Genomic DNA, 25,792 nt, shown 5'->3' with positions numbered 1-25,792 from the left:
CATTGAGTCTGGCGCGGCGCCGCCCCCCGGGCGGCGCCGCTTCAACCCGACAGGACACACATGGCAAACACTATTCACGTTGACGTGGTTTCCGCCGAAGAGCAGATCTTCTCCGGTGAAGCCGAATTCGTCGCGTTGCCGGGCGAACAGGGCGAGCTGGGTATCTACCCCAAGCACACGCCGCTGATCACCCGCATCCGTCCGGGCGCGGTGCGCATCCAGGTACCAGGTCAAGCTGAGGAAGAATTTGTCTTCGTCGCTGGCGGCCTGCTGGAAGTGCAGCCGAACGCCGTGACGGTGCTGGCCGACACCGCGATCCGTGGTCACGATCTGGACGAAGCGAAAGCGACGGCCGCCAAGAAGCTGGCCGAGGAAGCACTGGCCAACAACACCGGCGCCATCGACTACGCCAAGGCGCAAGCCGAACTGGCAAGCGCGATCGGCCAGCTGGCCGCCATCGCCAAGCTGCGCGCGAAGCACTAAGCATCGTCATGCGGCACACAAGAAAGGCAGCTTCGGCTGCCTTTTTTTTCGTCCAGCGCCGCCAGCGCCCGAGGCCCCGGCCGCAGTGTTGTCTACAGAAAAATAATATTTCCGCAAAGTGAATATTGGTTAGTTTTCAATCATCCCGGATAAGCTATTGTGCTAGCGCTTGTCCAAAACACAAAAACTAACCACATCACAGGGAAAAATATGAAACACCTTATTGGATTGATCGGCGTACTGGCCGTGACCGGATGCGCCTCGGTCGCCGGCGAAAAACTGCAGCCGGTGGCCATCAAGACCATCTTCGAGAACCAGGAAGTCGCCGGTCTGGGCTGCACCTTGAGCAACGATACGGGCACCTGGTTCCTGACTTCGCCTGCCACCGTCACTGTCCACAAGAGCACGGGCGACCTGGCCATCGACTGCAAGAAGGACCGCTACGCGGGCACTGCCACGGCCGTCTCGAAGTCGAACGGCGCTGTCTGGGGCAATATCCTGCTGGGTGGCGGCATCGGCTACATCGTCGACCGCAACACCGGTGCCGGCTTCGACTATCCAGCTAACATCACCGTGGTGCTGCGCCAGGTCGACAGCGCCGGTATCCCGAAGAACGCCCCGCTGGCACCTGTTTCGGCGGCGGATGTTCCGGTCAAAACCAACTAAGTCGTTTAGTCAGCAAGCGGGGGAACGCGACACCATCACGCAATCGATGGTGTGACGTTCCCCCTTTTCTTTTGCGCAGACTGCCGTGCGCCGGGTTTTCCGCCCAACGTTGCTGATATTATAAGCTTCTCATCCTCCCCGATACGGAGCTCACCATGTCACGCCATTTCACCCTGTTTCACGCTCCCCAGTCGCGTTCGACCGGTACCCTGGTGCTGGTGCATGAACTGCAGGCCGATTACACGCTCCACGTGCTGAACATGAAGGCGGGCGAGCAGCGCCAGCCGGAATACCTGGCGGTCAATCCCATGGGCAAGGTGCCGGCCGTGCTGCACGATGGCGCGCTGGTGACGGAGCAGGTGGCCGTCTACCTCTACCTTGCCGACCTGTATCCGGAAGCGGGGCTGGCGCCGGCCATCGGCGATCCGTTGCGGGGGCCGTATCTGCGATGGATCGCGTTCTATGGCTCCAGCTTCGAACCGGCCCTGTGCGACCGGGCCTTGAAGCATCCGCCGGCACCGCCGTCCATGTGCCCTTGGGGCGACTGGGACACCATGCTGAAAACCCTCACGGATCAGTTGGAAACAGGACCTTACCTGCTGGGCGACAGGTTCACGGCGGCCGACGTGCTGTGGGGCACGGCGCTGACCTGGATCACGGCGTTCGGGCTGATCCCCAAGACGCCCGCCATTGCGGCTTATATCGAGCGGATTCAAGCGCGCCCGGCCTATATCGCCGCCAACGCCAAGGATGCGGAACTGGTGGCGGCCCAGAATCTGCCCGCCTGAGTGCAGGGTGCGGCGCTGCGCTTACGCTGCCGGCACCGCGCGGCGTATGGTGTTGAGCGTGCGTGATTGAGGCTGCAAGGCCTCTGCGATGATAGCGAGCGCTAACTCCGGCTGCGCCTGGCCGCACATGAAGATGTCGACGGCGGCAAATCCCGCCTCCGGCCAGGTGTGGATGGAGATGTGCGACTCGGCCAGCAGCACCACCCCCGTCACACCCAGCCCCTCGCCAAAACCATGGAAATGGCTGTGCAGCACGCGCGCGCCGGCCGCGTCCGCCGCCGCGCGCAGCAAGTGTTCGATGCGCCCGCAGGCGCTGAGCCGGTCCGCCGCGATGCCGCCCAGGTCGGCCAGCAGGTGGACGCCGGCCGCCTGATGCGGCGCCGGCGTGGACCGGGGCGGCTGCTCCCGGGCTTGCACGTTCATTTGTGGCCACCTCCGCCGGAGCCGCCGCCGAAGCTGCCGCCGCCGCCGCCCGTGTGCGAGCTCCAGCTGCTGCCGCCGCCGCCGTAGTTGCTGCCGCTAAAGCTGCGTACCCATGTCGAACACGAGGTGAACATGGTGACGACCAGGGCGTAGATGACGTATTTGCTCATGTGCTTAACTTGTTCCGCTATTTCTTGCTGTCGTCGTAGGAGTCGAGGAAAACGGCTGGCAGGTACAGCGCCAGTGCGCCCAGCGCACTCAAGGCCCAGGTACGGGAGAAATTGGCCAGCAGCGGCACGGCGTTTATCGCCAGCATGACCATGATGAATTTCTTGGCCACGCTCTGGTAGCGCTGGTGCTGGAACGGCGCGCCCGGCGCCGGCGCGCGGCCGTGGAACTGTTCGCCGAACCAGGCGCGCAACTGATCCACGGGTACGGGAGTGGAACGGGACCACGTCATTTCCGCGTCCGTCGTCTCCACCGCCAGCCGTACCTGGCCGCTGGAGAACTCGGCTACGTGGCACTGGTCGCCCACCTGCACCCGCCAGTTGAAGGCCCCGGCCGCGAAGGTAACGCGCGCGCCATATTCGTACAGCTTGCGGAACGGCGACTTATCCACCATCACGTCTTGCCCGGACGGTCCGCCGAACTGGGGCCACTCGGGCATGACGTTGGCGCGCCACCAGCCTTCATCCGTCTCCACCAGCCAGGAGAAGCCGGCGCGCGGCGCGTACAGCAGGTATTCGGTCCACTGCGTGCCCTCGTCGTCGGCGCGGCGCATGACGCCGATGGCCGTGTAGTCCTGGTTGTTGAGCTTGGCCTGGGCGCCCAGTTCCAGCGTGGTGGCGACGGTGGCCACGCGCTCGCCGGCCGCCAGCACCTGGGCCTTGGGGCTGGCCGCGTCCACTTGCGCCTGGCAGGCGGGGCAGACCAGGTGGGCCGTCATGCCGGGCAGGTATTTGATGGGGCTGCCGCAGGACGGGCAGTCGAGCGCGTCGAGCTTGCCCCGGTAGCGGCCGGCGCTGCGCTGGATCTGGTCGTCGTCGCGCAGCAGCTGGCATTGCAGGCTGTCGAGCGTGACGGCCAGGCCGGTGTAGACCACGGGGCGCGGGCTGTCCGAATAGTCGAGCGTGAGGAAGGTGGCGCCGCGCCGGAAGTCGGCCACTTTCGCCTGCCAGCCCTGTCCCACCTTGAACGGCAGTTCGCCTTGGCCGCCGATGCAGTCGGCGGTGCGGATTTCGGCCGCCGTGTAGTACTCGCCGCCGATCGGGACGTTGCGCCCCGGCGCCAGTTGCTCGAAGGCGGGCAGGGGGCCTTCCACCTGGCGCTCGGTGGTGATGGTGAACATGCCGGAGGAATCGCCCAGCCAGGCCGTGGCGCCATCGTCGTATAGCAGATACCACTCGTTCCACAGGCCGGCGTCGTACTTGAGCTGGATGCGGCCGACCACCGTGAAATGGCGCCCGCCCAGCACACCGGCCGTGCCGATCTGGATCGGCGAGTAGTCCTCCAGCACGGACGACATCTTGCCCAGGTCCTTGACGGCGTCGGCGTCCTTGAGCACGCTCGTGCCGCAGTACTCGCACACGGCCATCACGGAAGCGTGCGAGCGGAACTTGACCTCCGCCCCGCAGCTGGGACAGGAAACGATTTGCATGTAGTCGGCTTAGCCTATCAGTTTCTTGAGCAGTTCGGCCTTGGTGCTGTCGTAGTCGGCGGCAGAGATCAAGCCTTTGTCGAGCAGGCCTTTCAGTTTTTCCAGCCGCGCTTCGATGCTGTCTTCGGCCGGGGCCGCAGCGGCAGGTGCCGGTGCGGCGGCCGGCGCGGTCGCTGGATTCAGGGCCGCGCCCAGCGCCTGGCCCATGGTCTGACCCAGCGTGACGCCGGCGCCCAGGCCGACGCCGATGCCGGCCATGCCGCCCTCGTTCTGGGCCGCCAGCGGGATGGCGCTGGCCGCCTGGTACTTGGTGAAACCGGCCATCTTGTCGGCGCTCATGCCGCCCTTCATGCCGGCCGAGATGCGCTCGTCCAGCGCGGCCTGCAGTTCTTCCGGCAGGCTGACGGAGGCCACATTGAATTCATCGAGGCCGATGCCGTAACGGGCGAAGGCCGTGGCCAGGTCGCCCTTGACCTGTTGCGCCATCAGCGCCTGGTTGGCCGCCATGTCGAGGAAGGGCACGTTGGCGCCGCCCAGCGAGCTGGCCATGGTCGCCATCAGGATGCCGCGCAGCTGGTCTTCCACCTGGTCGCGCGTGTAGCTGTCGCGCGTGCCGCTGATCTCCTTGAAGAACAGGCGCGGATCGGCCACCCGGTACGAGTACATGCCGAAGGCGCGCACCCGGATCATGTCGAAGTCCTTGTCGCGGATGGTGATGGGCTGCGGCGTGCCCCATTTGCGGCCGGTCTGCACGCGGGTGCTGAAGAAATACACGTCCGACTTGAACGGGGAGGCGAACAGCTTGTCCCAGTTTTTCAGGTTGGTCAGCAGCGGCAGGGTTTGCGTGGTGAGCTTGTAGGTGCCGGGGCCGAACACGTCGGCCACCTGGCCTTCGTTGACGAACACCGCCATCTGCGATTCGCGCACGATCAGCACGCCGCCGTTCTGGATCTCGAAGTCCTGCATCGGGTAGCGCCACGACAGCACGCCGTCCACGTCCTCGTTCCACTGCAGTACGTCGATAAACTGCTTCTTGATAAAGCTGCCGATGCCCATGATGGAGTCCTTCGCAAAAATTAGGAAATGCACGCGCCGTTGATCACGCCGATCGACAGCGAAATGGCGCCCAGCAAACCGCCGAAGGCGCCGTTGTTGGCCTCGATGTGGTCCTTGGACATGCGCAGCAGCCGGGTGGTGACGGCATAGGCCAGCATCTGCACCACCATGGCGCCGAACGCCCAGGCGAAAAATTCGCGGTAGTCCGCCGTGTGCAGCAGGGCCGAGCCGATGGTGGCGGAAAAGCCCAGTAGCGCGCCGCCCAGCGACAGGGCGGCCGCATGGTTGCCCTGGCGGATCAGCAGCACTTCGTCGAACGGCGTCATGCGGGTGTAGGCCGCGAAGAACGCGGCCAGCAGCGCGGCGGCCAGCACCAGGTGAATCAGATAGTTTAGGATGGCGGACACGGCGTACCTTCGGTTAAAGTGGTTAACTTGATAACCCAAATCAATCTTAGTGCAAAAGCGCGTCAATGACCAAAAAAATTCTGATTCTTTCCGTTTTTGTGGTCGCTTCCTGCGGCCTGGCGTACGAGTTGATCGCCGGCGCGCTGTCGAGTTACCTGCTGGGCGACTCGATCCTGCAATTCTCCACCATTATCGGCTGTTATTTGTTCGCCATGGGCGTGGGCGCGCATTTTTCCAAGTTCGTGCGCGACGACGACGTGCTGGCCCGCTTCGTGGACATCGAACTGGCCGTGGGCCTGATCGGCGGGGTGTCGGCGGCGGCCCTGTTCCTCACCTTTTCGTGGATGGCGGCGCCGTTCCGCACCTTGCTGTACGTGCTGGTGTTCCTGGTCGGCGCGCTGGTGGGCATGGAGGTGCCGCTGGTGATGCGGGCCCTCAATGCGCGCCAGACTGAATTCAATGAGCTGGTGAGCCGCGTGCTCACCTTCGACTACCTGGGCGCGCTGGCCGTGTCGCTGCTGTTCCCTTTGGTGCTGGCGCCCTACCTGGGTTTGGTGCGCACGGGCTTTTTGTTCGGCATGCTGAACGTGGGCGTGGCACTGTGGACCATCGTCACCTTCCGCCAGGAGCTGGCCAACCTTGGCGGCCGGCTGCTGCGCGCCAGCGCCGTGATGTGCGTGCTGGTGTTCGGCTTCGCGCTGGCCGACCGTATGACCTACTGGGGCGAACATGGCCTGTTCGGCGATGAAATCATCTACTCCACCACCACGCCCTACCAGCGGCTGGTGATCACGCGCTGGAAGGACGACCTGCGGCTGTACATCAACGGCAACCTGCAGTTCTCGTCGCGCGATGAATACCGCTACCACGAGGCGCTCGTGCATCCGGCCCTGCAGGCCTTGCCGTGGGCGCGCCGGGTGCTGGTGCTGGGCGGCGGCGACGGCCTGGCGCTGCGCGAAATCCTGCGCTATCCGAATATCGAGCAGGTCACGCTGGTGGACCTGGACCCGGCCATGACGGGCGCCTTCACCACGCGGCCGGAACTGGTCAAGCTCAATCACGGCTCGTTCAGCGACAAGCGGGTGCGCGTGATCAACGCCGACGCGGCCATCTGGCTGCAGCACAACGATGAACTGTTCGACGCGGCCATCGTCGACTTCCCCGATCCATCCAGCTTCGCGCTGGGCAAACTGTATTCGGTGCCGTTCTACGGCATGGTCAAGCGCCACCTGGCGGCCAATGGCCTGATCGTGGTGCAATCGACATCGCCGTTCTTCGCGCCGCACGCCTACTGGACGGTGGACGCCACGCTGCGCGAAGTGGGGCTGCGCACCTGGCCTTACCACGCCTATGTGCCGTCGTTCGGCGAGTGGGGCTTCATCCTCGCTTCGCCGCAGCTCGATTTCAAGCCGCCCGCGTCGTATCGGCTGCCCATGCGCTACCTGAACGCGGACACCACGCGCGAAATGTTCATCTTCCCGCCCGATATGCAGCGCCTGCCGATGGAGCCCAACCGCCTCAACACGCAATCGCTGGTGCGCGAGTTCGAACAGGACTGGCGGCGGGTGATCCGCTGATGGAGCGCCGTTCCTTCCTGCTGTGGGCCGCCGCCAGCGGGCTGGCCGCCGCCGGCAGCGTGGCCGGCTTCCAGCGCTGGCAGGAGATCACGCCCACCGTCCACTATCCGGGCCGCGATGAAGGGCACTTCCTGCGCGACCGGCGCGCGCTGCCGCCGCCGTCGGAGGTGGTGGAGACGGATATCGCCATTTTCGGCTCCGGCATCGGCGGGTTGATGGCGGCCTGGCGCCTGCGCAAGCTGGGCGGACAGGATGCGTTGATGATCGATGGCCCCCAGCCCTACGGCAATGCGCTCGGCGGCGCGTTCGGCGAACTGGAATTTCCCACCGGCGCGCACTATCTGCCGCTGCCGTCGCCGGAGTCGGTGCACGTGCGCGAGCTGCTGGCCGACCTGGGCATCATTCAACGCGATGCGATGGCCGAGAAGCCTTACTACGACGAGCGTTTTATCCTGCACGCGCCGGAGGAGCGCTTGCTGTATAACGGCCGCTGGCAGGACGGCTTCATTCCCACCGATGGCGTGCCGCGCTGGGAGCTGGACGAGCATGCGCGCTTTTTCGCGGAGGTGCACCGCCTGCGCCAGCTGCGCGGCACCGATGGGCGGCGCATCTTCGTGTTCCCCACCGTGATGTCGTCGGAGGATGCGGAATGGCAGGCGCTCGATGGCTACACGCTCAAGCAGTGGCTGGACCGGAACGGTTACCGTTCCCCCACGCTGCACTGGTATCTGAACTACTGCTGCCGCGACGATTACGGCACGCGCTACGACAAGGTGTCGGCCTGGGCCGGGCTGCACTACTACTGCAGCCGCTGGGGGCAGGCCGCCAATGCCGGCAACGGCGCATGGCTCACGTGGCCGGGCGGGCTGCAGCCGCTGGCCAGGGCCATGGGCGAGGCCTCAGGGATTCGGCGCCTCGCCGGGACGGCCGTCTCCATCGAACGCAAGGCCGGCGCGGTGGAGGCCTTGTGCTTCCGGTTCGAAGGTGGCCAGCCGCGCAGCTACCTGGTGCGGGCGCGCAAGGCCATCTGCGCCATGCCGTTGATGGTCGCGGCGCGCGTGGTGCGCGACATGGCCAGCTACGGCTTCGACCCGGCGCGCCACATGCCACAGTACGCGCCGTGGATGGTGGCCAATTTCCTGCTCAAGCGCTTCCCGGACGAGCGGCCGGCGCAGCCGCTGTCGTGGGATAACGTGGTGTACCAGGAACCGGGGCTCGGTTTCGTCGTCTCCACCCACCAGGATATCCGCGTGCGGCCGCCGGAAAAAACCGTGTTCAGCGCCTACACCGCGCTGTCGGACCGCACGCCGCAGCAGGCGCGCCGCTGGCTCAATTCGGCCAGCCCGGAAGAATTGCTGGCGCTGGCCAGCGTCGATCTGAAGACGGCCTACGGCGCTAATTTCGCATTGTGCGTGGAGCGCGTCGACATCACCCTGCGCGGCCATGCGATGGCGGCGCCGTTGCCCGGCTTCCGCGCCAACGCCGGATTGCAGGCGCTGCGCGAGGCCGAGGGACCCATCCTGTTCGCCCATGCCGACCTGTCCGGCTTTTCCGTGTTCGAGGAAGCGGCGTGGTGGGGCGACCGCGCCGCGCGGCTGGCGGCCCGTCCCGCCTGATCCCGTTCCGCCGCGATCGGAGCAGACAGCTGGCGTACTGATCTGTTACGCTAGTTGGCACAAGCTGCGCCGGCCGGCGCGCCATGACGAGAATGAGCACCCGAGAGGAGTCCACCACCATGCCAGCATCCGCCCGCAGCCGCTTCCGTGCCCACGCCAAGCTCAAATTGCGCGAGGAGGACGCGGACGACAGCGCGCTGTCGAGCCGCGCGGCCAATCCCAAGCTGAGCAAGGCCAAGGCCAAGGCGCAGGACCAGCGCCACACGGCCAGCCTGATCGAACGGGTGTCGGAATTGCAGATGATGCTGTACGCGCAGCGCAAGCAGCAGGTGTTGCTGGTGTTGCAGGGCATGGACACGGCCGGCAAGGATGGCACCGTGCGCACCATGTTCAGCATGATCAATCCCATGGGCATACGGGCCGTGGCGTTCCGCCAGCCGACCGACATCGAACTGGCGCACGACTACCTGTGGCGCGTGCACCAGCAAGTGCCGGTGAAGGGCGAGATCGCCATTTTCAACCGCAGCCATTACGAGGACGTGCTGATCACCAAGGTGCAAGGCTGGATCGACGGGCGCGAATGCCGGCGCCGCTACGCGCAGATCCGCGATTTCGAGCGCATGCTGGCCGAGAACGGCACCGTGATCATCAAGGTGTTCCTGCACATTTCGCGCGAGGAGCAGCGGCAACGCTTGCAGGAGCGGCTCGACGATCCCAACAAGCAGTGGAAATTCAATCCCACCGACCTGGCCCAGCGCGAGAAGTGGGACGATTACCAGCGCGCCTACGAGCAAGCGATCCGCGCCACGGACGCTGAACATGCGCCATGGTACGTGGTGCCGGCCAATTCCAAGACCCACCGCAACCTGGTGATCGCCGCCATCCTGCTGGAAACGCTGACGGCCATGAAGCTGAATTTCCCAGCGCCCGATCCGGCACTAACGGCCATCACGGTCGACTAGCGGTTCATAGTCCGCCGGCCGCCAGCAGGACGGGCGTTTCCAGTGCAGGTGGCGCTTGCAGCAGTGGCAGCAGCCGGTCGCACAGCAGGCGGAATTGCTCGCCGTCGCGCGCGCGCAGGGTGACGACGGCGTCGGTGATGGTCTGGGCCGTCATCGCGAGCCGGCACGCGTCCTCGGCATGCTTGATGTGCTGGATCTCCTGGTCCGCCACCGTCAGGCTTTCCAGCGCCTTACGCGCCGGAATGGAGGAGGGTGGGGTCACCTTGGCAAGATCCAGCAGCACTTCTGAAATCCAGCCGAGCTGGCGGCCGTAGGACGCCACGTCGAACGCCTTGCGCTCGATCTTGCCGTCGCCCGCCTCGGGCGGGATGGCGTCGAAGAAGCGGTCCAGTTCAATCTGCTGGGCCACCCCGCCACTCCACGGGAAGTGCAACTGGGGCGCCCAAAACCATTGCATCGGATACATATACCCTCCTGTGGTGGCATGCAAGGGCCGGCGTCAGGGACAACTGCCGACCACGTAGAAATTGGGGCCCGTGCGCTTGAGCGTGCTGTGGATGAAGATGTTGTCCAATCCCATGTTCTGGTTAGAGCCGTTGGCCAGCGCGCGGAACAGGCTGTCGTGCGCGCGGCCGGCCAGCACGTGGTCGCGATTGCTGGAAGTGAAGCACTGGGTTGGCGGCGGCGGCGGTGGGGCTGCACCGCCCGTCAGGCGGTCCACCATCTGTTTGACGGCAGCCATCTGGTGGCCACCTTTCTGGGCGTAGTGCGCGTCGTCATAGTTGAACCAGTCCCAGCAGGCGTTCGGGTTGGTCAGCGGGTAGATGGGCGCCGCCTGCGGATACAACAGCACGATGCGGTTGCTGTCGGCCCAGGCGTTGTAGCCGGCGTGGCGCAGGTAGGTGTCGCCGACGCTGCCCGTGTCCTGCAGGCAACCGTGGAACACCACGTGCAGGCGGCAACCCTGGCCGCCGTTGCTGTCGCAGCCGGGCGGCACGTACAGGTAGCCGCTGGCGGCCATTCCGTGCGAGGTCGGGTCGGACAGGAATTCCGACTGGTCGAATTCGATGAAGCGGCCGGCCGGGCTGGCGCTGGCGCGGTTGTTCAGGCTGCCGTAAATCCATTTGAGCAGTTCCCCGGCCGCGTCGTAGCCGCAGTTGTTGATGTAGGGCGAACCGAGCTTGTCGCAGCTGTTGCCGTAGTTGTCCGTGGGCATGGCGTGCTGGGCTGGCAAGTCCTGCTTGTAGAAGATGTTGGCGGTGTTGATGTAGTGGCGGTAGTAGGTTTGCAGGTCGTTCATCACGGCCTGGGGGACGACGGAGTCGGCCGTGCCGGACAGCATCCAGATGCGGTGGCTGGCCAGCCCTGCCGTGGGGTCGACCGTGCCGTTGGCCGCGTTCTGGTCGGTCAGCTTGACCAGGCTGTTCACGCCCGTGCCGCCGGGCGCCACCTGGCAGGAATAGGGCGTGCCCGTGCAACTGCAGATGGTGGTGGCCTTGGCCACGCTGCCACGGGCGCAGTAGTATGGCCCGCCGGCCACGACGCCGGCGCCCATCACGCTGGCGGAATAGGCCACGTCGAACTGGACCGCCATGAAGCCGCCCGAGGACAGGCCGGACACGCTGACGTTGGCTGTTTGCATGGCCGGCAGTGACACCACCTGTGCGCTGGCTGGCAGCAGCCCCAGGCAGCAGGACATCAGCAGGCACAGGCGAAGTAATCGGCGAAGTGCGAGGCGAAGTAATACGCGCAGTAACATGGAAGACTCCGGTGGACAGGTGCGGGGAGAGCCGGAACTGCCATTGTGGGCGAGGAGCGCGGCGGCGGTTTAATCTTGCTCAACCGCGCCGATGATCGTGCGCACCGAGCCAATCGTCGCCCCGATCGCACATGTGGCGCCGGTTTGACATAGAATGGGTCGTCAATTCACTCCAAGTTGTCGCCAACATGTCCACAATGACCGTTAAACTGTACCTGCTTTCCGCGCTGGCCAGCGCTTTGCTGGGCGCCGCACCGGCCCACGCTGCCGCCGCCGCGCCAGCCGCACCCGTGGCAGCAGCCGGCGCCGGTAATTGCCCCGCCATCCTCCGGCAGACCTTCAACCGCCTGCAGGACGAGGCGCCGCAGGACTTGTGCCAGTACGCGGGCAAGGTGGTGCTGGTGGTGAACACGGCCAGCTACTGCGGCTTCACCTACCAGTACGAAGGGCTGGAAGCCATGTACGCCAAGTACGCCCCCAAGGGTCTGGTGGTGCTGGGCTTCCCGTCGAACGACTTCGGCAAGCAGGAGCCCGGTAACAGCAAGCAGATCGCCGATTTCTGCTACAACACCTATGGCGTCAAGTTCCCCATGTTCGCCAAGTCCGTCGTGCACGGCGAGCATCCGAATCCGCTGTACGTGAACCTGATCAGGCTCACCGGCACGGCGCCGGCGTGGAATTTCCACAAATACCTGATCGACCGCAAAGGCAGGGTGGTCGGCAGCTTCCCCAGCAAGGTCAACCCGGCCGACCAGGAACTGGTGACGGCGGTTGAACAGGCGCTGGCACAATAAACCATGAACAGGGGCCGCCCGATGATGTCAAATAAGGTCTCCCATGCGGCCGATCTGCTCGGCTTGTCCAGATTGACGGTCAGCGCCGTGATGGGCGTGGCCGACCTGGCTGAGGAAGTGCATTTGAAACTGATCGGGCAGGCGCCGGGCGCCGTCGCCCGGCCGCTGGCGCGCGCCACCTCGCTCGTCTACAGTGGCGTACGCGGCGTGACGCGGCTGGTGGGCGGCGGCATGGATGGCGTGCTGGGCCGCCTGGAGCCGCTGCTGGGTGAGGGCAGCAGCTGGGGCGGGCGCGAGCCGCTGCTGGCCGCCGTCAACGGTGTGCTCGGCGATTACCTGGCCGAGACCGACAATCCATTGCAGATCCACATGCAGTTCCGGCGCGATGGCGTGCCCTTCGTGCCGCAGGCGGGTGCCGTCACGGGCCGCGTGCTGGTGCTGGTGCACGGCTTGTGCATGAACGACCTGCAATGGCGGCGCGCCGGTTTCGACCATGGCGAAGCATTGCAGCGCGAACGCGGGTACACGCCCGTCTATCTGCGCTATAACAGCGGGCGCCATATCTCCGAGAATGGACGCGAATTCGCGGACCAGCTGGAAGATCTGCTGGCGCAATGGCCCGTGCCCGTCAAGGAACTGGTGATCGTCGGCCACAGCATGGGTGGGTTGGTGGCGCGCAGCGCCTGCCACTATGGCGCAGCGGACGGGCAGAAGTGGCTCAAGCGCTTGAGCAAGCTGGTCTGTCTCGGTTCGCCCCACCACGGCGCGCCGCTGGAGCGTGGCGGCAACTGGTTCCATGTGATCACGGGCATGAGCAGCTACACGGCGCCGTTCTCGCGGCTGGGCAAGATCCGCAGCGCCGGCATCACGGACTTGCGCCATGGCAGCCTGTTGGACGAGGACTGGAACGGCCGGGACCGCTTTGAACACGGCAGCGCCTTGCCGCAAACGGTGCCGCTGCCGGCCAATGTGGCGTGCTACGCGGTGGCAGCCACCATCAGCAAGCCGTCCGCCGAGGAGGGTGCGCGGCTGGCCGGCGATGGCCTGGTGCCGGTGGCCAGCGCGTTGGGCCAGCATTCGCACAAGAAGCGCCAGCTCGACTTCGCGCCGGCACACCAGGCCAAGGTGTACCGCAGCAATCACATGGACTTGCTCAATTCGCCCGAGGTGGCGCGCCTGATGCTCGAATGGCTTTGATGGCTGTGACCGTCTTTAGGCGGAGGCCGCTGCCGGGCGTTCCAGCGTAAAACCTTCATCGAGCCAACCCGTGATGCCGCCCGTCATCAGCTTGACGGGCCGGCCCAGCCGCGCCAGCCGCACGGCCGCGCGCGCGGCGCCGTTGCAGTGCGGGCCGGCACAGTAGACGACAAACAGCGTGTCGGCCGGGTAGGGCGCCATCTTTGAACCGATGATCTTGCCGTGCGCCAGGTCGAGCGCGCCGGGCACATGGCCGGCCGCGTATTTTTCCGTGCCGCGCACGTCCAGTAGCACGAAATCCTGCTGGCCGTTGCTGATGGCGTGGTGCACGTCCCAGCAATCGGTCTCGAAACCGAACTGGGCTTCAAAATGGGCCAGGGCGGCGGCGGAAGGGGCGGCGGCGATCGCGCTCACGTGGGACATGCTGGACTCCTTGTTGGGTGGACAGTGAGGCCATTATCGGCGCCGCGCCTCAGCGCAGGCAGTGGCGCAAACGACAATATGCGTTAAGATCACGCCATGCGCAAACATCTCGTCGTCGCCCTCGCTTATGACCGGCTTTGCACCTTCGAATTCGGCTGCACGGTCGAACTGTTCGCGCTCGACCGTCCCGAGCTGGAGGTGGACTGGTACGCGTTCGCCGTGTGCGCCGTGGAAGCCGGGCCGATCCGCGCCGCCGGCGGCATCACCGTGCAGGCGCCGTATGCGCCCGAACTGCTGGAACAGGCCGACACCATCGTCATCCCCGGCTGGCGCGACGCCGATGAAACGCCGCCGGAACCGCTGCTGGCCATGATCCGGGCCGCCCACCAGCGCGGCGCGCGCCTGTGCTCGATCTGCTCGGGCGTGTTCGTGCTGGCCGCCGCCGGCGTGCTGGACGGCCAGCGCGCCACCACCCACTGGCGCTATGCCGACAAGCTGGCGCAGCGCTATCCGCGCATCGCCGTCGAACCGGACCAGCTGTACGTGGACAATGGCCAGGTCATCACGGCGGCCGGTTCCGCCGCCGGGCTCGACATGCTGCTGCACGTGGTGCGCCGCGATTATGGCGCGCGGATCGGCAACCTGGTGGCGCAGCGGCTGGTGGTGGCGCCGCACCGCGAAGGGGGACAGGCCCAGTTCCTGCCGCGCCCCATGGCGCACGACGAGCGTGGCCGCCTGTCGCGCCTGATGGACTGGCTGCGCGCCCATCCGGCCCAGCCGCACACGATCAAGAGCATGGCCGAACAGGCGGCCATGAGCCCGCGCACGCTGCAGCGCCAGTTCCAGGAAGCGACGGGACTGGGGCCGGTCGAATGGCTGATCCACGAAAGGCTGGCCATCGCCAAGGACTTGCTGGAAGCGCCCGGGATCCCGCTGGCGCTGGTGGCCGAGCGGGCCGGCTTCGGTTCCGAGGAATCGCTGCGCCACCATTTCCGCCGGCTGGCCGCCACCACGCCGGGCGCCTATCGCCGCCAGTTCGCCAACACCGTGTGAGGGCGCGCACGATTGAAACCTCGCGCTTGTTATTTTGACCATCGTTGCCTACGCTGGTTGGATCAACGGCGACGGAGGCGATCATGGCTTATGTGGATGGATTTGTAGTGCCGGTGCCCAGGAACAAGCTGGATGCGTACGAAAAAATGTCGCTAGCCTGTGGCGCCATCTGGAAGGAATATGGCGCGCTGGAATTTCGTGAATGCGTGGGCGATGACGTCAAGCCCGGCAAGCTGACGTCGTTTCCCCAAAGCGTGCTGCTGGAGGAGGGCGAGGTGGTGGTGTTCTCGTGGATCATCTACGAGTCGCGCGCGCACCGCGACGCGGTCAACGACAAGGTCATGAACGATCCGCGCATGAAGGAGTACATGGATCCCAAGAACTGCCCATTCGACGCCAAGCGCATGTTCTTCGGCGGCTTTGAGATGCTGGTGGATCTGTGAGGCTGTCCAACGCGGGGCGATGCGCGTATGCTGGCGGCTCAGCGACCACATCACCTTGCGGAGGACGACATGAGCATTGCCGGCAGTAGTTTGCGCGACACGGTATCAGCGGAGGAATGGCGGATCCGGGTCGACCTGGCGGCCGCTTACCGCCTGACGGCCTTGTTTGGCTGGGACGACCTGGTGTTCACCCACATCTCGGCCCGGGTGCCGGGGCCGGAGCACCATTTCCTGATCAACCCCTACGGCATGATGTTCGACGAGATCACGGCCTCGTCGCTGGTCAAGATCGACGGCGAGGGCAACAAGGTGAGCGACTCGCCGTACGAGATCAACCCGGCCGGCTTCGTCATCCACAGCGCCGTGCATGCGGCGCGCGAGAACGCGCACTGCGTGATGCACACGCATTCCGTGAACGGCGTGGCCGTGTCGGCCCAGCAGGGCGGGCTGCTGCCGATTTCGCAGGTATCGATGGGCGTGCTGTCGTCGCTCGGCTATCACGACTACGAAGGCATTGCCCTCAATCCGGACGAGAAGCCGCGCCTGGTGCGCGACCTCGGCAAGCATACCTACCTGATGCTGCGCAACCACGGCTTGCTGACGGTGGGCGCCACGCCGGCCGACGCGTTCGTGGCCATGTACTTCTTCGAAAGCGCCTGCATGATCCAGCTGCGCGCGCAGGCGGGCGGCGGGCCGCTGGTGCATATCCCGCAGGCGGTGTTGGACGGTGTGCGCGAGCAGATGCAGGTGGCCACGCGCGGCGTGCGTCCCGGCCAGCTGGCCTGGCCCGGCCTGTTGCGGCGGCTGGACCGCGCCAACCCCGGCTACGCCGACTGATTTCCGCAAGAAAAACCGGGGTCAGGTCATTCCATCGAGCATTTTGCTCGATGGAATGACCTGACCCCGGTTTTGGGTATTAGCGCACGGCGCGGATGGGGCCGCGCAGGGCGTTGCACAGCACGATCTCTTGCGCCTGCTCGAACATGGCGCGGGTGATCACGCGTTCCTGCGCCTGCCAGGCCGGGTCTTCCAGCATCACAGCGCGCATCACGCCGGGCAGTACGCCGCTCGACAGGGGAGGCGTGAACCACCGGCCATCGAGCTTGACGAACACGCAGCTGCGTCCGCCCTCCGTCAGTTCACCGCGTTCGTTGAAGAACAGGGTGTCGAACGCGCCCTGCGCTTCCGCTTCGCGCCAGGCCGCGTCGTAGCGGGTGCGCACGCTGCTCTTGTGGCGCAGGAACAGGTCGCTGGCGCTGGTGGCATCGGGCGCCAGCAGCACCCGCACTGGCTCGGCCAGCGGCACCAGCGGCGCGTGCTGGATCGAGAACGCGCCCGACGGCGCCAGCGCCAGCCGCACGCGGCATGGCTGGCCCGCCGGCAGGGCGGCGCGGGCCATGTCCAGGTAAGCGTTGGCGGCGGCCGCGTCCCAGGGATAGCCGAAGTAGGTGGCCGATGCGGCCAGCCGCGCCAGGTGGCGGTCGCGGTGGCGCATGCCGTCCTCGCGGGTGGCGTACAGGGTTTCGAACAGGTCGAAGTCGTTGTCCAGCCCCGTCAGGAAGCGGGCCTTGAGTGCGCATTCGGCGTATTCCGCTTGGGCGTCGCTGTCGAAGACGATGCCGGCGCCCACGCCCATTTCGCCGCGCCGCACGCCGTCCGCCTCGGGCTGCAGGGCCAGGGTGCGGATCGGCACGGACAGGCAGAAGTCGCCCACCGGCCGTCCCTGCGTCGGTTCGAACCAGCCGATGGCGCCCGTGTACAGGCCGCGCCGGTCCGGCTCCAGTTCGCGGATGATTTCCATGGTGCGGCGCTTGGGCGCGCCCGTGATGGAGCCGCACGGGTAGAGCGCGTCGAAAATGTCGGCCAGCGTGGCGTCGTCGCGCAGGCGGGCCTGCACGGTGGAGGTCATTTGCAGCACGCCGCTGTAACGGCGCACGTCGAACAGGGCCGGCACTTCCACCGTGCCGGTCTGCGCCACGCGGCCGATGTCGTTGCGCAGCAGGTCGACGATCATCAGGTTCTCGGCCTGGTTCTTGGGATCGGCCGCCAGTGCGGCGGCACGCCGCACGTTTTCTTCCTGTTGGGCCGCCGGCGCGGCGGGCGCCGTGCCTTTCATCGGGCGCGCCGTCAGCAGGCCGTCCGCATGGCGCACGAACAGTTCCGGCGACAGCGACAGCACTGCCGTGCCGTCATCGAGCGCCACCAGCGCGCCGTAGGGCACGGGCTGGCGCGCGCGCAGCCGCGCGTACAGGGCGGGCAGGCTGCCGAACGCGTCGAAGCGCAGCCGGAACGTGTAGTTGACCTGGTAGGTGTCGCCGGCCTCGATATAAGCGTGGATGCGGTCCAGCGCGGCCGTGAAGGCCGCTTCATCTACGTTGGCGCGCACGGCGGCGATGCCGGCCGGGCGGTCGATGGGGAAGGAGCGGGCAGCCAGCCATTCGCCCACCTCGGGCGCCGACAGCAGCTGGCACTGGTCGAACAGCAGCACCTGGGCCAGCGGCGTGTCCGCGTCGCCGGGCACGGCCAGTCCTTGCAGGTGCTCGCCCAGTTCATAGGTGCACAGGGCGACGGCGTGCTGGCCGCGTGCCAGCGCCGCCTGCATCTGTTCCAGCAGCGCCGGCCATTGCGCGATGTCGCGGCAGCGCAGCGTGGCGCTGTGGCCCGTGTACAGGCGCGAGCGAGACTGGGCTGTGCCATCGGGGCTGGCGTCGTCCAGCAGGGCGAATACTTCAGGGTTCATTGCGTTGATTCGTGTTACGCCAGCAGCAGGGCGATTTGCAGCGCCGCGTCCTGTGCCGGATGTTGTTTGAAGCCGCTCTTGGCGTAGCGGTGCCAGCGGCCCAGCACGAAGCTGGCCAGCATGCTCGCGCGCGCCGTCGCTTCGGCCTCGGGCGCCTGGCCTTCGGCGGCGGCCACGCGCAGCGCCTGTTTCAGGGCCAGTTCCACGCGGTCGTAGAACTGGTTCATGCGCTGCTGCAGGCGTTCATCCTCGTTGACCAGCGCGTCGCCGATCAGCACCCGCGTCATGCCGGGATTGCTGGCGGCGAATTGCAGCAGCATGGCGACCATGTCGCGCGCCTGCGCCAGGCCATCGTCCTGGCGTTCCGTGATCTGGTTGATCAGGCTGAACACGGACGTTTCGATGAACTCGATCAGCCCTTCGAACATCTGGGCCTTGCTGGCGAAGTGGCGGTACAGGGCTGCCTCGGAAAATGCCAGCTTGCGCGCCAGCGCGGCGGTGGTGATCTTGTCGCCCTTGGGTTGTTCCAGCATCTCGGCCAGGGCCTGGAGAATTTGCATCCGGCGCTGGCCCGGCGGTGTGCTTGCCATGTGATCTCGATAGGAAGGATGAACAAAACGTCAATGCGGCGCGCGCCCGCGTCAGCGCAGCCGGTGCAGGCGCGCGGGCAAATGCCTGACAGATTTTACTTTGACATCGACATAGCCGGGGCGATTTAGCGTTTTCGTCGGATGGGCCAGGCCCACCGCGTCGCCCACGCGCAGGTATTGCGTGATCCACGCCGTGCGCATGCCCAGCGCGCGGGCGCTGCGCAGGTTGGCCAGCGTGTCCTCCACCAGCACGCAGCGGCTGGGCGTGAGGCCGTGGCGCCGCATCAGCCGGCGCAGCAGCAGCTTGGATGGCTTGGGCCGCAAGTGGCCGTGCACGCGCATCGCCTCCACTGCCACGTGATGGTCGAACTGGCGGTGCAGGCCCAGATGGCGCAGCACCTGGGCCGAATAGCCGTGCGGCGCGTTGGTCAGCAGGATCTTGCGACCGGGCAGGCGGCGCAGCAGGTGGCGCAGGCCGCGTTCGGCCCGGATCATGGCCGCCAGTTCCGGCATGCGGTGGGTCTCGGCCAGGAAGTGCTCGGCCCGCACGCCATGGTGCTTGACCAGTCCCAGCATGGTGGCGCCGTAGCGCCGCCAGTACAGGGTGCGGGCCGCGTTGACGGCATCCTGGCTGGCCGGGGTGGTGCCGTCACCGAGCACGCGGGCGATGTAGTCGTTCATGTTGGCCATGATGGCCGGGAAGATGGCGTGCGAGGCGTTGTGCAGCGTATTGTCCAGATCGAACAGCCACACGGGCGGGTTGCGGTTAATATTCACGGACGTCTCGATCAATAGCAGCAAAGGAAAGCATGCGACGCCAGATTATAGTGTTGTTCTGCAGTTTGTTCTGGTTCGCCGTCCCGGCGCTGCGGGCGCAGGAGGCAGTGCAGCAGCCCGTCCAGCAGAGCGCCCGGCAGACCGCGCCCAACCGGGGCGCGCTGTTCAAGGTGGCGCAGAACGGCCACACGCTGTATTTGTTCGGCACCATCCATGTCGGCGCGCCCGATTTTTATCCGCTGGAGGAGCGGGTGCTGGGGGCGCTGGAACGCGCCTCCGTGCTGGCGCTGGAAATCGATCCGCTGGCCGACCCGGGCCGCATGGCGCAGGCGGTGCAGCAGTACGGCATGTACGCGCGCGGCGCCGGCAGCGCGCAGGGGGCCTTGCCCGCGCCATACCGGCCGCGCCTGGAGCGGCTGTTGCGCCAGTACGCGCTCGATGCCGACACGGTGGCCGGCATGAAGCCCTGGCTGTTGGCCAGCGTGCTGACGGTGAGCGAATTCTCGGCCCAGGGCTACGACACGGCGTTGGCGGTGGACGCATGGCTGGCGCGCCAGGCGCACCAGCGCAAATTGCCGGTGCTGGAGCTGGAATCGCCCGAGAGCCAGATGGCGCTGTTCGACCGCATGACGGCCGACGAGCAGTCGCGCTTCCTGCAGGAGGGCATAGACGCCATCGACGACCATCAGCAGGCCAGCCAGGCGCGCGAGATCGCCGACGCGTGGCGCAACGCTGACGCGGCGGCGCTCGACGCGCTGGCGCGCAAGGCGGCCGACGACGATACTTTCTCCGGCCGCTTCGTGCAGCGCATGCTGCTGGATGCGCGCAATCCGGCGCTGGCCGACGGCATCGCGGCGCTGCTGGCGCGCGAGACGGACAGCCTGGCGGCGATCGGGGTGTTGCATCTGGTGGGAACGAACAGCGTGCCGGAACTGCTGCGCAAACGCGGGCTGGCGGTGGAGCGGATTTACTGAGGATAGCCTGACTGAGGGGGAGGGTGCTGCCGGAGGTGCTGCGGATGGTGCCCTTGACGTGGATTGAACACGTGGCCTCTCCCTTACCAAGGGAGTGCTCTACCACTGAGCTACAAGGGCATTTTACTGTGGCGACGCGCTGCCAAAACGGTGCGCAAGGCGTCGCCGTTTTTTCAGTGCGAACGGATCATAGTGCCAAAAGCCTGTTCGGTCAAGACTTCGAGCAATAATGAGTGTTCAATGCGCCCATCGATGATGTGCACCGTGTTCACGCCGGACTTGGCCGCGTCCAGCGCCGATGAAATTTTAGGCAGCATGCCGCCCGAGATGGTGCCGTCGGCGAACATCTCGTCGATCTCGCGGGCCGACAGGTCGGTCACCAGGTTGCCCTGCTTGTCCTGCACGCCGGCGATGTTGGTCATCATGATCAGCTTTTCGGCCTTGAGGATCTCGGCGATCTTGCCGGCCACCACGTCCGCGTTGATGTTGTAAGCCTGGCCATCCTGGCCGAAGCCGATCGGCGAAATGATGGGGATGAAGGCGTCGTCCTGCAGCGCCTTGACCACGGCCGGGTTGATGGCGTCGATCTCGCCCACGAAGCCGATGTCGAGGAACTGGCCCGGATTGTCCTTGTCCGGCATGGCCATCTTGCGGGCGCGGATCAAGCCGCCGTCCTTGCCGGTCAGGCCCACGGCTTGGCCGCCGTAGTGATTAATCAACATCACGATGTCCTGTTGCACCTCGCCGCCCAGCACCCACTCCACCACTTCCATGGTTTCCTCGTCGGTGATGCGCATACCCTGCACGAAGGTGCCCTGCTTGCCGATCTTCTTCAGGGCGTTGTCGATCTGGGGACCGCCGCCGTGCACCACCACCGGATTCATGCCCACCAGCTTGAGCAGGATGACGTCGCGCGCGAAGCCGTGCTTCAGGCGTTCGTCCGTCATCGCGTTGCCGCCGTATTTGATGACGATGGTCTTGCCGTGGAAATTGCGGATGTACGGCAGCGCCTCGGCCAGAATTTGGGCCTTGATCTGCGGCGCCACCGCAGTCAGGTCGTCATTCATGCCTAGGTTCAGGTTGGTCAGGTGGGTCATGGCGGGTCCGGAATTAAGATTTTTGCGATTTTACAGCCTGCAGCTGCGGTCAAGTACGCATTATAGGGCCAACGTGTTGTATTTTCAGAGATCATCCGCTAGTCTGGGCCCTTATGACCTCCAACCCCACCCTCCACCGCGAACTGGAAGCCATGCGGCCCTTGCTGGTGCGTTTCGCCCATCTGCAGCTGCGCAACCAGGCGCTGGCCGAGGATGCCGTGCAGGACGCGCTGATCGCGGTGCTGGAAAAACCCGAGCGTTTTGCCGGCCAGTCCTCGCTGCGCACCTATGTGACGGGCATCCTCAAGTTCAAGATCATCGACAACCTGCGCGCCAGCACGCGCGAGCGCCAGATCGACAGTTGCGAGGACCAGTCCGAGGACGACGCCATCGACGCCCTGTTCCTAGCCGACGGCCACACCCGCGAGCAGCCGCTGGCCTGGGGCGATCCGGACCGCACGCTGGAGCAGAAGGACTTTTTCAAGGTGCTGGAGGTGTGCCTGGAGAAGCTGCCCGCCAAGACGGCCCGCATTTTCATGATGCGCGAGTGGCTGGAGCTGGAAACGGACGAAATTTGTAAGGAACTGGCGATCACCACGTCTAATGCATGGGTACTGCTGTACCGGGCCCGCATACGCCTGCGTGAATGCCTGGATTTGAACTGGTTTGGCAACCGCCAGACCACCTGACCGTGCCTTGGACTGCCAGCGATGACGGATACACACAAGACCCGCCTCAAGCCCACCTGCCGCGAAGTGCACCGGCTGGTGTCGGAAGGGATGGACCGCGATTTGTCGCTGGTCGAACGCACCCGTATGCGGCTGCACCTGATGGTGTGCGACGCCTGCACCCGCTTCAACGGCCAGATGGCGCTGCTGCGCCAGGCCATGCGCGGCTTCCCGCTGGACATGGACGCGCCGCCCGGCCCGGCCAATCCCAGCAACCCCACCAACCCCAACGATAAGGACGGCCGCCCATGAGCGTCTGCGCGCGCTGCGGCGCCACCTTCATCTGCGCCATGGCCGACGGCGATGGCAGCGAACCCTGCTGGTGTGCCAGCCTGCCGCTGGTGATGCCGGTGCCGCCATTGTCGTCCGGCGCACCGGCGTCAGCTTCCATGCCGGCGCCGGCGGAGGACCCGTCGTGCTGGTGCCCCGATTGCCTGAAGCGCCATATCGCCACCACCAGCGCGGCCACCGGCGCCGCTCCGGCAAACCCAGAATAATCCACCGCAGCGAAGGAAAGCAGTATGCGTTTCAGCGACATCCGTATCCGGGCGCGGGTCGGCATCGGTTACGCGATCCTGATCGTGCTGATGATGGGCGTGATCATGGTCGGCGTGGGCCGCATCTATGCCATCCGCGCCGAGGCTGACCATATCCTGAGCCAGGACTGGGCCGCCGCTTCCGCCATCAACATCATCGACACCCAGTCGCGCGAGGCGGCCACCCGCGTGGTCACGCTCATCATCCAGAAGGACAAGCGCCAGCGGGTGGACAGCTATGCGCGCATCGACCAGATCAAGCACGAGATCGACGCCCAACTGGACAAGCTGGCCGCGCTGGATGCCACGCCGGAGGCGCGGCTGCAAATCGAGCTGGTCAAGCTGGCGCGCGCCCGCTACTACGATTCCTTCATCGCCGTGGCCGACCTGGTGGAGGCCGAGGAGCGCGACGCGGCCGAGGCCAGGATGAACACCATGGCGCTGCCGGCCCTGAACCACCTGCTGGCAGAGATCAAGACGCTGGACGGGATACAGCAGCGCCAGGTCATGGCCAGCGCCGACCGCGCGCGGGCCGACATCAACCGTTCGCTGCTGATCATGTCGCTGATGGGCGTGGCGGCGCTGGCCGTGGGCGTGGGCTTCGCCATCTCGGCCCGCTCCATTACCCGGCCGCTGGATGCGGCCATCGCCATCGCCACCCGCGTCGGCCAGGGCGACCTCAGTTCCGTGATCGAGGTCACCTCGCGCGACGAAACGGGCGAGCTGCTGCAGGCGCTCAAGAACATGACGGCCAGCCTGGCGGCCGAGCAGGAGCTGCGGCGCGCCGTGACGGCGGCCGAGGACGCGACCAAGATGAAGTCCGACTTCCTGGCCAATATGTCGCACGAGATCCGCACGCCGATGAACGGCATCATCGGCATGACCCACCTGGCGCTGCAAACGGACCTCACGCCCAAGCAGCGCAACTACCTGGAAAAGGTGGAATCGGCCGCGCGCAACCTGCTGGGCATCATCAACGACATTCTCGACTTCTCCAAGATCGAGGCCGGCAAGCTGTCGTTCGAGCGGGTCGACTTCTTCCTCGAAGACGTGATGGGCAACATCGCCGACCTGTCCATGATGCGGGCGCAGGAAAAAGGCCTGGAGCTGCTGTTCGACGTGGCGCCGGACGTGCCGCACGCGCTGGTGGGCGATCCGCTGCGCTTCGGGCAAGTGCTGATCAACCTGACCAACAACGCCATCAAGTTCACCGAGCGGGGCGAGATCGTGGTCACCATCCGCGTGCTGGCGCGCGATGCGGAACAGGTCACACTGCGGGTGGATGTGCGCGACACGGGGCCGGGCCTGTCGCCCGAGCAGCAGGCGCGCCTGTTCCAGGCCTTCACCCAGGCCGACACCTCCACCACGCGCCACCACGGCGGCACGGGCCTGGGCCTGACCATCAGCAAGCGGCTGGTGGAGATGATGGATGGCCAGATCGGCCTGGACAGCCAACCCGGCGTCGGCAGCAATTTCCATTTCACGGCCCGCTTCGGCGTGGGCCAGCAGGACGAGCCGCAACCGCTACCCGACATCAGCGGCCTGCGGGTGCTGGTGGTGGACGACAACGCCAGCGCGCGCGAGATCTTCCTCGGCATGCTGGGCTCCATGAAGTTCGACGCGGCGTCGGCCGACAGCGGCGTGCACGCGGTGCAGGCGGTGGCGCAGGCGCGCGAGCAGGGACGCCCGTTCCGCGTGGTGCTGATGGACTGGCAGATGCCGGGCATGAATGGCATCGCCGCCGTCAAGGCGATCCGCGCCGAGGCCGAGGCGGCGGGCGTGGCGCCGCCGGCCATGGTGATGGTGAGCGCCTACAGTCGCGACGCGCTGCTCGACGAGTTGCACGGGCTGGCCGTGGAGGCCACGCTGAGCAAGCCGGTGAGCGCCTCGACCCTGCTCGATTCGATTTCCACCGTGTTCGGCCAGGACTTGCGCCGCTGCCGCAAGGCGCGCCGCGATGAAAGCTACCGCCAGGCCGAGCAGGCCGTGCGCGGCGCCTACCTGCTGCTGGTGGAGGACAACGAAGTGAACCAGGAAGTGGCGCAGCAGATCCTGTGCGACGCCGGGGTGCGCGTCGATATCGCCAGCAACGGTGCCATGGCGCTGGCCCGGATCGCCGTCAACGACTACGACGGTGTGCTGATGGACTGCCAGATGCCGGTGATGGACGGTTACGACGCCACCCGCAAGCTGCGCGAGGAGCTGCGCCACGCGGAGCTGCCCGTGATCGCCATGACGGCCAACGCCATGGTGGGCGACAAGGAGAAATGCCTGGCGGCCGGCATGAACGATTTCATCGCCAAGCCGATCGACGTGGCGCAGTTGTTCACAACGCTGGCGCGCTGGATCAAGCCGCGCGCGCCGGCGCCGGAAACGGCTGGTCAGCAAGCGTCGCCTGAGGCGCCGGCGCAGCCGCTGCCCGCCATCGCCGGATTGAAAATGGACGCGGCGTTGCAGCGCGTGGGCGGCAACGCGGCCCTGATGCGCAAGCTGCTGGGACGCTTCGTCGAAACCCAGATCGACGCCATGCAGCGCATCGCCGACGCGATGGACAACAACGACCTGGCGGCGGCCACGCGCGAGGCGCACACGGTCAAGGGGCTGGCGGGCAATATCGGCGCTGTGGCGCTGGCCGATGCGGCGGCCAGGGTCGAACAGATGCTGGCCCAGGGTGCCACTGAAGGGCGCGACGACGCCATCGCCGTCATGGGGCAGGAACTGGGCGAGATGGTGACGCGGGTGTCGATGGCCTTGCGCGCGACGGCAGCCGCCTCGCCCGCGGCGGCGCAGGGGGCGCTTGCGGCCTCGGCCCCGGCGCCCGTCGATCCGGCGGCACTGGCCGGCGAGGTACGCGAGATGGCGCGCCTGCTGGCGCAGGACGACGCGGCGGCCGTCAAGCTGCTCGATCGCGTGTGCCCGATGCTGGCGGCGGCCGGGCAGGGCGAGCCATCGCGCCAGCTGCGCCGCATGCTGGCGCAGTACGACTTCGAGGGCGCGCTGGACGAATTGCGTAGCGCGGCGACGGCCTTGCAAATATCGCTATAAA

28 protein-coding genes and 1 tRNA gene are annotated in these 25,792 nt (G+C 66.2%); 16 read left to right on the top strand and 13 right to left on the bottom strand.

Features of this window, described 5'->3' with window-relative positions:
* Nucleotides 1-60 precede the first annotated feature (60 nt).
* The 3 genes from H3H37_RS06515 (at nt 61) to H3H37_RS06505 (ending at nt 1,937) form a co-directional block, all read left to right on the top strand.
* On the top strand, nt 61-483 hold the full coding sequence (locus tag H3H37_RS06515) for a F0F1 ATP synthase subunit epsilon (RefSeq protein WP_182160834.1): 423 nt from the start codon (nt 61-63) through the stop codon (nt 481-483).
* Between the two features lie 210 nt (nt 484-693).
* The gene (locus H3H37_RS06510; RefSeq protein ID WP_182160833.1) at nt 694-1,149 is read left to right on the top strand and encodes a hypothetical protein; all 456 of its coding nucleotides are present in this window, start codon (nt 694-696) and stop codon (nt 1,147-1,149) included.
* Nucleotides 1,150-1,304: 155 nt separating this feature from the next.
* On the top strand, nt 1,305-1,937 hold the full coding sequence (locus H3H37_RS06505) for a glutathione S-transferase family protein (protein ID WP_182160832.1): 633 nt from the start codon (nt 1,305-1,307) through the stop codon (nt 1,935-1,937).
* Between the two features lie 21 nt (nt 1,938-1,958).
* On the opposite strand, the gene speD is transcribed toward H3H37_RS06505, so the two are convergent.
* Genes speD through H3H37_RS06480 form a run of 5 tightly spaced genes read right to left on the bottom strand, consistent with a single transcriptional unit; the run spans nt 1,959 to nt 5,480 of the window.
* Nucleotides 1,959-2,360 carry an adenosylmethionine decarboxylase gene (gene speD, locus H3H37_RS06500; protein ID WP_182160831.1) on the bottom strand — a complete coding sequence of 134 codons (402 nt, stop codon included), beginning with the start codon at nt 2,358-2,360 and terminating at the stop codon, nt 1,959-1,961.
* The gene (locus H3H37_RS06495) at nt 2,357-2,530 is read right to left on the bottom strand and encodes a hypothetical protein (RefSeq protein WP_182160830.1); all 174 of its coding nucleotides are present in this window, start codon (nt 2,528-2,530) and stop codon (nt 2,357-2,359) included. Before H3H37_RS06495 ends, speD begins: the two co-directional genes overlap by 4 nt.
* A gap of 17 nt (nt 2,531-2,547) precedes the next feature.
* Nucleotides 2,548-4,017, bottom strand: coding sequence for a DUF4178 domain-containing protein (locus tag H3H37_RS06490; RefSeq protein WP_182160829.1), 1,470 nt, complete (start codon nt 4,015-4,017; stop codon nt 2,548-2,550).
* Nucleotides 4,018-4,026: 9 nt separating this feature from the next.
* Nucleotides 4,027-5,073, bottom strand: a complete 1,047-nt coding sequence (locus H3H37_RS06485; RefSeq protein WP_182160828.1) for an SPFH domain-containing protein — start codon at nt 5,071-5,073, stop codon at nt 4,027-4,029.
* Between the two features lie 20 nt (nt 5,074-5,093).
* A complete protein-coding gene (locus H3H37_RS06480) occupies nt 5,094-5,480 on the bottom strand; it encodes a DUF350 domain-containing protein (RefSeq protein ID WP_311197416.1) in 387 nt (128 codons plus the stop codon).
* A 65-nt stretch (nt 5,481-5,545) separates the two neighbouring features.
* Here H3H37_RS06480 and H3H37_RS06475 point away from each other — a divergent pair, with 65 nt between their 5' ends.
* From H3H37_RS06475 to H3H37_RS06465, 3 genes are all read left to right on the top strand, one after another.
* Nucleotides 5,546-7,057, top strand: coding sequence for a polyamine aminopropyltransferase (locus H3H37_RS06475; RefSeq protein ID WP_182160827.1), 1,512 nt, complete (start codon nt 5,546-5,548; stop codon nt 7,055-7,057).
* Nucleotides 7,057-8,673, top strand: coding sequence for an NAD(P)-binding protein (locus H3H37_RS06470; RefSeq protein ID WP_182160826.1), 1,617 nt, complete (start codon nt 7,057-7,059; stop codon nt 8,671-8,673). The genes H3H37_RS06475 and H3H37_RS06470 overlap by 1 nt, the downstream gene beginning before the upstream one ends.
* A gap of 119 nt (nt 8,674-8,792) precedes the next feature.
* Nucleotides 8,793-9,635 carry a PPK2 family polyphosphate kinase gene (locus H3H37_RS06465; protein ID WP_182160825.1) on the top strand — a complete coding sequence of 281 codons (843 nt, stop codon included), beginning with the start codon at nt 8,793-8,795 and terminating at the stop codon, nt 9,633-9,635.
* A gap of 4 nt (nt 9,636-9,639) precedes the next feature.
* Here H3H37_RS06465 and H3H37_RS06460 read toward each other — a convergent pair whose 3' ends face one another.
* Both H3H37_RS06460 and H3H37_RS06455 read right to left on the bottom strand, forming a co-directional pair.
* Nucleotides 9,640-10,101, bottom strand: a complete 462-nt coding sequence (locus tag H3H37_RS06460; RefSeq protein WP_182160824.1) for a hypothetical protein — start codon at nt 10,099-10,101, stop codon at nt 9,640-9,642.
* A gap of 33 nt (nt 10,102-10,134) precedes the next feature.
* On the bottom strand, nt 10,135-11,277 hold the full coding sequence (locus tag H3H37_RS06455) for an extracellular catalytic domain type 2 short-chain-length polyhydroxyalkanoate depolymerase (RefSeq protein WP_229218692.1): 1,143 nt from the start codon (nt 11,275-11,277) through the stop codon (nt 10,135-10,137).
* 305 nt (nt 11,278-11,582) lie between these two features.
* Here H3H37_RS06455 and H3H37_RS06450 point away from each other — a divergent pair, with 305 nt between their 5' ends.
* Nucleotides 11,583-12,188: a glutathione peroxidase gene (locus tag H3H37_RS06450; protein ID WP_229218691.1), complete on the top strand. Its 606-nt coding sequence runs from the start codon at nt 11,583-11,585 to the stop codon at nt 12,186-12,188.
* Nucleotides 12,189-12,209: 21 nt separating this feature from the next.
* On the top strand, nt 12,210-13,385 hold the full coding sequence (locus tag H3H37_RS06445) for an esterase/lipase family protein (RefSeq protein WP_229218690.1): 1,176 nt from the start codon (nt 12,210-12,212) through the stop codon (nt 13,383-13,385).
* 15 nt (nt 13,386-13,400) lie between these two features.
* Here the strand turns inward: H3H37_RS06445 and H3H37_RS06440 are convergent, their stop codons facing one another.
* A complete protein-coding gene (locus H3H37_RS06440; protein WP_182160823.1) occupies nt 13,401-13,808 on the bottom strand; it encodes a rhodanese-like domain-containing protein in 408 nt (135 codons plus the stop codon).
* Between the two features lie 96 nt (nt 13,809-13,904).
* Here H3H37_RS06440 and ftrA point away from each other — a divergent pair, with 96 nt between their 5' ends.
* From ftrA to H3H37_RS06425, 3 genes are all read left to right on the top strand, one after another.
* The gene (gene ftrA, locus H3H37_RS06435) at nt 13,905-14,861 is read left to right on the top strand and encodes a transcriptional regulator FtrA (RefSeq protein WP_182160822.1); all 957 of its coding nucleotides are present in this window, start codon (nt 13,905-13,907) and stop codon (nt 14,859-14,861) included.
* An 83-nt stretch (nt 14,862-14,944) separates the two neighbouring features.
* Nucleotides 14,945-15,304, top strand: a complete 360-nt coding sequence (locus tag H3H37_RS06430) for a DUF1428 domain-containing protein (RefSeq protein ID WP_182160821.1) — start codon at nt 14,945-14,947, stop codon at nt 15,302-15,304.
* Between the two features lie 69 nt (nt 15,305-15,373).
* Nucleotides 15,374-16,141 (top strand): class II aldolase/adducin family protein, encoded by a 768-nt coding sequence (locus tag H3H37_RS06425; protein WP_182160820.1) that lies wholly within the window; start codon nt 15,374-15,376, stop codon nt 16,139-16,141.
* A gap of 79 nt (nt 16,142-16,220) precedes the next feature.
* Here the strand turns inward: H3H37_RS06425 and pabB are convergent, their stop codons facing one another.
* From pabB to H3H37_RS06410, 3 genes are read right to left on the bottom strand one after another with little or no spacing between them, the layout of a single operon-like run.
* Nucleotides 16,221-18,044, bottom strand: coding sequence for an aminodeoxychorismate synthase component I (pabB, locus tag H3H37_RS06420; RefSeq protein WP_182160819.1), 1,824 nt, complete (start codon nt 18,042-18,044; stop codon nt 16,221-16,223).
* A gap of 14 nt (nt 18,045-18,058) precedes the next feature.
* Nucleotides 18,059-18,634: a nucleoid occlusion factor SlmA gene (slmA, locus tag H3H37_RS06415; RefSeq protein WP_182160818.1), complete on the bottom strand. Its 576-nt coding sequence runs from the start codon at nt 18,632-18,634 to the stop codon at nt 18,059-18,061.
* Nucleotides 18,635-18,685: 51 nt separating this feature from the next.
* Nucleotides 18,686-19,411, bottom strand: coding sequence for a pyrimidine 5'-nucleotidase (locus H3H37_RS06410; RefSeq protein WP_311197414.1), 726 nt, complete (start codon nt 19,409-19,411; stop codon nt 18,686-18,688).
* A gap of 32 nt (nt 19,412-19,443) precedes the next feature.
* Between H3H37_RS06410 and H3H37_RS06405 the strand changes: the two genes are divergently transcribed.
* Entirely contained in the window at nt 19,444-20,385 is a 942-nt protein-coding gene (locus H3H37_RS06405) for a TraB/GumN family protein (protein WP_182160817.1), read from the top strand.
* A gap of 45 nt (nt 20,386-20,430) precedes the next feature.
* On the opposite strand, the gene H3H37_RS06400 is transcribed toward H3H37_RS06405, so the two are convergent.
* A tRNA-Thr gene (locus H3H37_RS06400) sits at nt 20,431-20,505 on the bottom strand.
* 53 nt (nt 20,506-20,558) lie between these two features.
* A complete protein-coding gene (gene argB, locus H3H37_RS06395; protein WP_182151946.1) occupies nt 20,559-21,452 on the bottom strand; it encodes an acetylglutamate kinase in 894 nt (297 codons plus the stop codon).
* A 143-nt stretch (nt 21,453-21,595) separates the two neighbouring features.
* Here argB and H3H37_RS06390 point away from each other — a divergent pair, with 143 nt between their 5' ends.
* From H3H37_RS06390 to H3H37_RS06375, 4 genes are read left to right on the top strand one after another with little or no spacing between them, the layout of a single operon-like run.
* Entirely contained in the window at nt 21,596-22,171 is a 576-nt protein-coding gene (locus H3H37_RS06390) for a sigma-70 family RNA polymerase sigma factor (protein ID WP_182160816.1), read from the top strand.
* A 21-nt stretch (nt 22,172-22,192) separates the two neighbouring features.
* On the top strand, nt 22,193-22,462 hold the full coding sequence (locus H3H37_RS06385) for a zf-HC2 domain-containing protein (protein WP_182160815.1): 270 nt from the start codon (nt 22,193-22,195) through the stop codon (nt 22,460-22,462).
* Entirely contained in the window at nt 22,459-22,707 is a 249-nt protein-coding gene (locus tag H3H37_RS06380; RefSeq protein WP_182160814.1) for a cysteine-rich CWC family protein, read from the top strand. Before H3H37_RS06385 ends, H3H37_RS06380 begins: the two co-directional genes overlap by 4 nt.
* Before the next feature lie 24 nt (nt 22,708-22,731).
* Nucleotides 22,732-25,791, top strand: coding sequence for a hybrid sensor histidine kinase/response regulator (locus H3H37_RS06375; protein ID WP_182160813.1), 3,060 nt, complete (start codon nt 22,732-22,734; stop codon nt 25,789-25,791).
* Nucleotide 25,792 lies beyond the last annotated feature (1 nt).

Origin of the sequence: Rugamonas brunnea (assembly GCF_014042345.1) — a bacterium.
GTDB classification, from domain to species: domain Bacteria; phylum Pseudomonadota; class Gammaproteobacteria; order Burkholderiales; family Burkholderiaceae_D; genus Rugamonas; species Rugamonas brunnea.
The sequence above is the reverse complement of the archived record's forward strand: the minus strand, read 5'-3'. Positions and strand labels throughout refer to the sequence as shown.

Excerpts from the sequence above, each read along its gene's own strand:
- slmA (WP_182160818.1), bottom strand. The coding sequence starts at position 18,634 with ATGGCAAGCACACCGCCGGGCCAGCGCCGGATGCAAATTCTCCAGGCC.
- argB (WP_182151946.1), bottom strand. The coding sequence starts at position 21,452 with ATGAATGACGACCTGACTGCGGTGGCGCCGCAGATCAAGGCCCAAATT.
- H3H37_RS06375 (WP_182160813.1), top strand. The coding sequence starts at position 22,732 with ATGCGTTTCAGCGACATCCGTATCCGGGCGCGGGTCGGCATCGGTTAC.
- speD (WP_182160831.1), bottom strand. The coding sequence starts at position 2,360 with ATGAACGTGCAAGCCCGGGAGCAGCCGCCCCGGTCCACGCCGGCGCCG.
- H3H37_RS06475 (WP_182160827.1), top strand. The coding sequence starts at position 5,546 with ATGACCAAAAAAATTCTGATTCTTTCCGTTTTTGTGGTCGCTTCCTGC.
- pabB (WP_182160819.1), bottom strand. The coding sequence starts at position 18,044 with ATGAACCCTGAAGTATTCGCCCTGCTGGACGACGCCAGCCCCGATGGC.
- H3H37_RS06440 (WP_182160823.1), bottom strand. The coding sequence starts at position 13,808 with ATGTCCCACGTGAGCGCGATCGCCGCCGCCCCTTCCGCCGCCGCCCTG.
- H3H37_RS06510 (WP_182160833.1), top strand. The coding sequence starts at position 694 with ATGAAACACCTTATTGGATTGATCGGCGTACTGGCCGTGACCGGATGC.
- H3H37_RS06445 (WP_229218690.1), top strand. The coding sequence starts at position 12,210 with ATGATGTCAAATAAGGTCTCCCATGCGGCCGATCTGCTCGGCTTGTCC.
- H3H37_RS06455 (WP_229218692.1), bottom strand. The coding sequence starts at position 11,277 with ATGCAAACAGCCAACGTCAGCGTGTCCGGCCTGTCCTCGGGCGGCTTC.
- H3H37_RS06390 (WP_182160816.1), top strand. The coding sequence starts at position 21,596 with ATGACCTCCAACCCCACCCTCCACCGCGAACTGGAAGCCATGCGGCCC.
- H3H37_RS06495 (WP_182160830.1), bottom strand. The coding sequence starts at position 2,530 with ATGAGCAAATACGTCATCTACGCCCTGGTCGTCACCATGTTCACCTCG.
- H3H37_RS06485 (WP_182160828.1), bottom strand. The coding sequence starts at position 5,073 with ATGGGCATCGGCAGCTTTATCAAGAAGCAGTTTATCGACGTACTGCAG.
- H3H37_RS06425 (WP_182160820.1), top strand. The coding sequence starts at position 15,374 with ATGAGCATTGCCGGCAGTAGTTTGCGCGACACGGTATCAGCGGAGGAA.
- H3H37_RS06505 (WP_182160832.1), top strand. The coding sequence starts at position 1,305 with ATGTCACGCCATTTCACCCTGTTTCACGCTCCCCAGTCGCGTTCGACC.
- ftrA (WP_182160822.1), top strand. The coding sequence starts at position 13,905 with ATGCGCAAACATCTCGTCGTCGCCCTCGCTTATGACCGGCTTTGCACC.
- H3H37_RS06450 (WP_229218691.1), top strand. The coding sequence starts at position 11,583 with ATGTCCACAATGACCGTTAAACTGTACCTGCTTTCCGCGCTGGCCAGC.
- H3H37_RS06490 (WP_182160829.1), bottom strand. The coding sequence starts at position 4,017 with ATGCAAATCGTTTCCTGTCCCAGCTGCGGGGCGGAGGTCAAGTTCCGC.
- H3H37_RS06470 (WP_182160826.1), top strand. The coding sequence starts at position 7,057 with ATGGAGCGCCGTTCCTTCCTGCTGTGGGCCGCCGCCAGCGGGCTGGCC.
- H3H37_RS06385 (WP_182160815.1), top strand. The coding sequence starts at position 22,193 with ATGACGGATACACACAAGACCCGCCTCAAGCCCACCTGCCGCGAAGTG.
- H3H37_RS06405 (WP_182160817.1), top strand. The coding sequence starts at position 19,444 with ATGCGACGCCAGATTATAGTGTTGTTCTGCAGTTTGTTCTGGTTCGCC.
- H3H37_RS06380 (WP_182160814.1), top strand. The coding sequence starts at position 22,459 with ATGAGCGTCTGCGCGCGCTGCGGCGCCACCTTCATCTGCGCCATGGCC.
- H3H37_RS06430 (WP_182160821.1), top strand. The coding sequence starts at position 14,945 with ATGGCTTATGTGGATGGATTTGTAGTGCCGGTGCCCAGGAACAAGCTG.
- H3H37_RS06515 (WP_182160834.1), top strand. The coding sequence starts at position 61 with ATGGCAAACACTATTCACGTTGACGTGGTTTCCGCCGAAGAGCAGATC.
- H3H37_RS06460 (WP_182160824.1), bottom strand. The coding sequence starts at position 10,101 with ATGTATCCGATGCAATGGTTTTGGGCGCCCCAGTTGCACTTCCCGTGG.
- H3H37_RS06465 (WP_182160825.1), top strand. The coding sequence starts at position 8,793 with ATGCCAGCATCCGCCCGCAGCCGCTTCCGTGCCCACGCCAAGCTCAAA.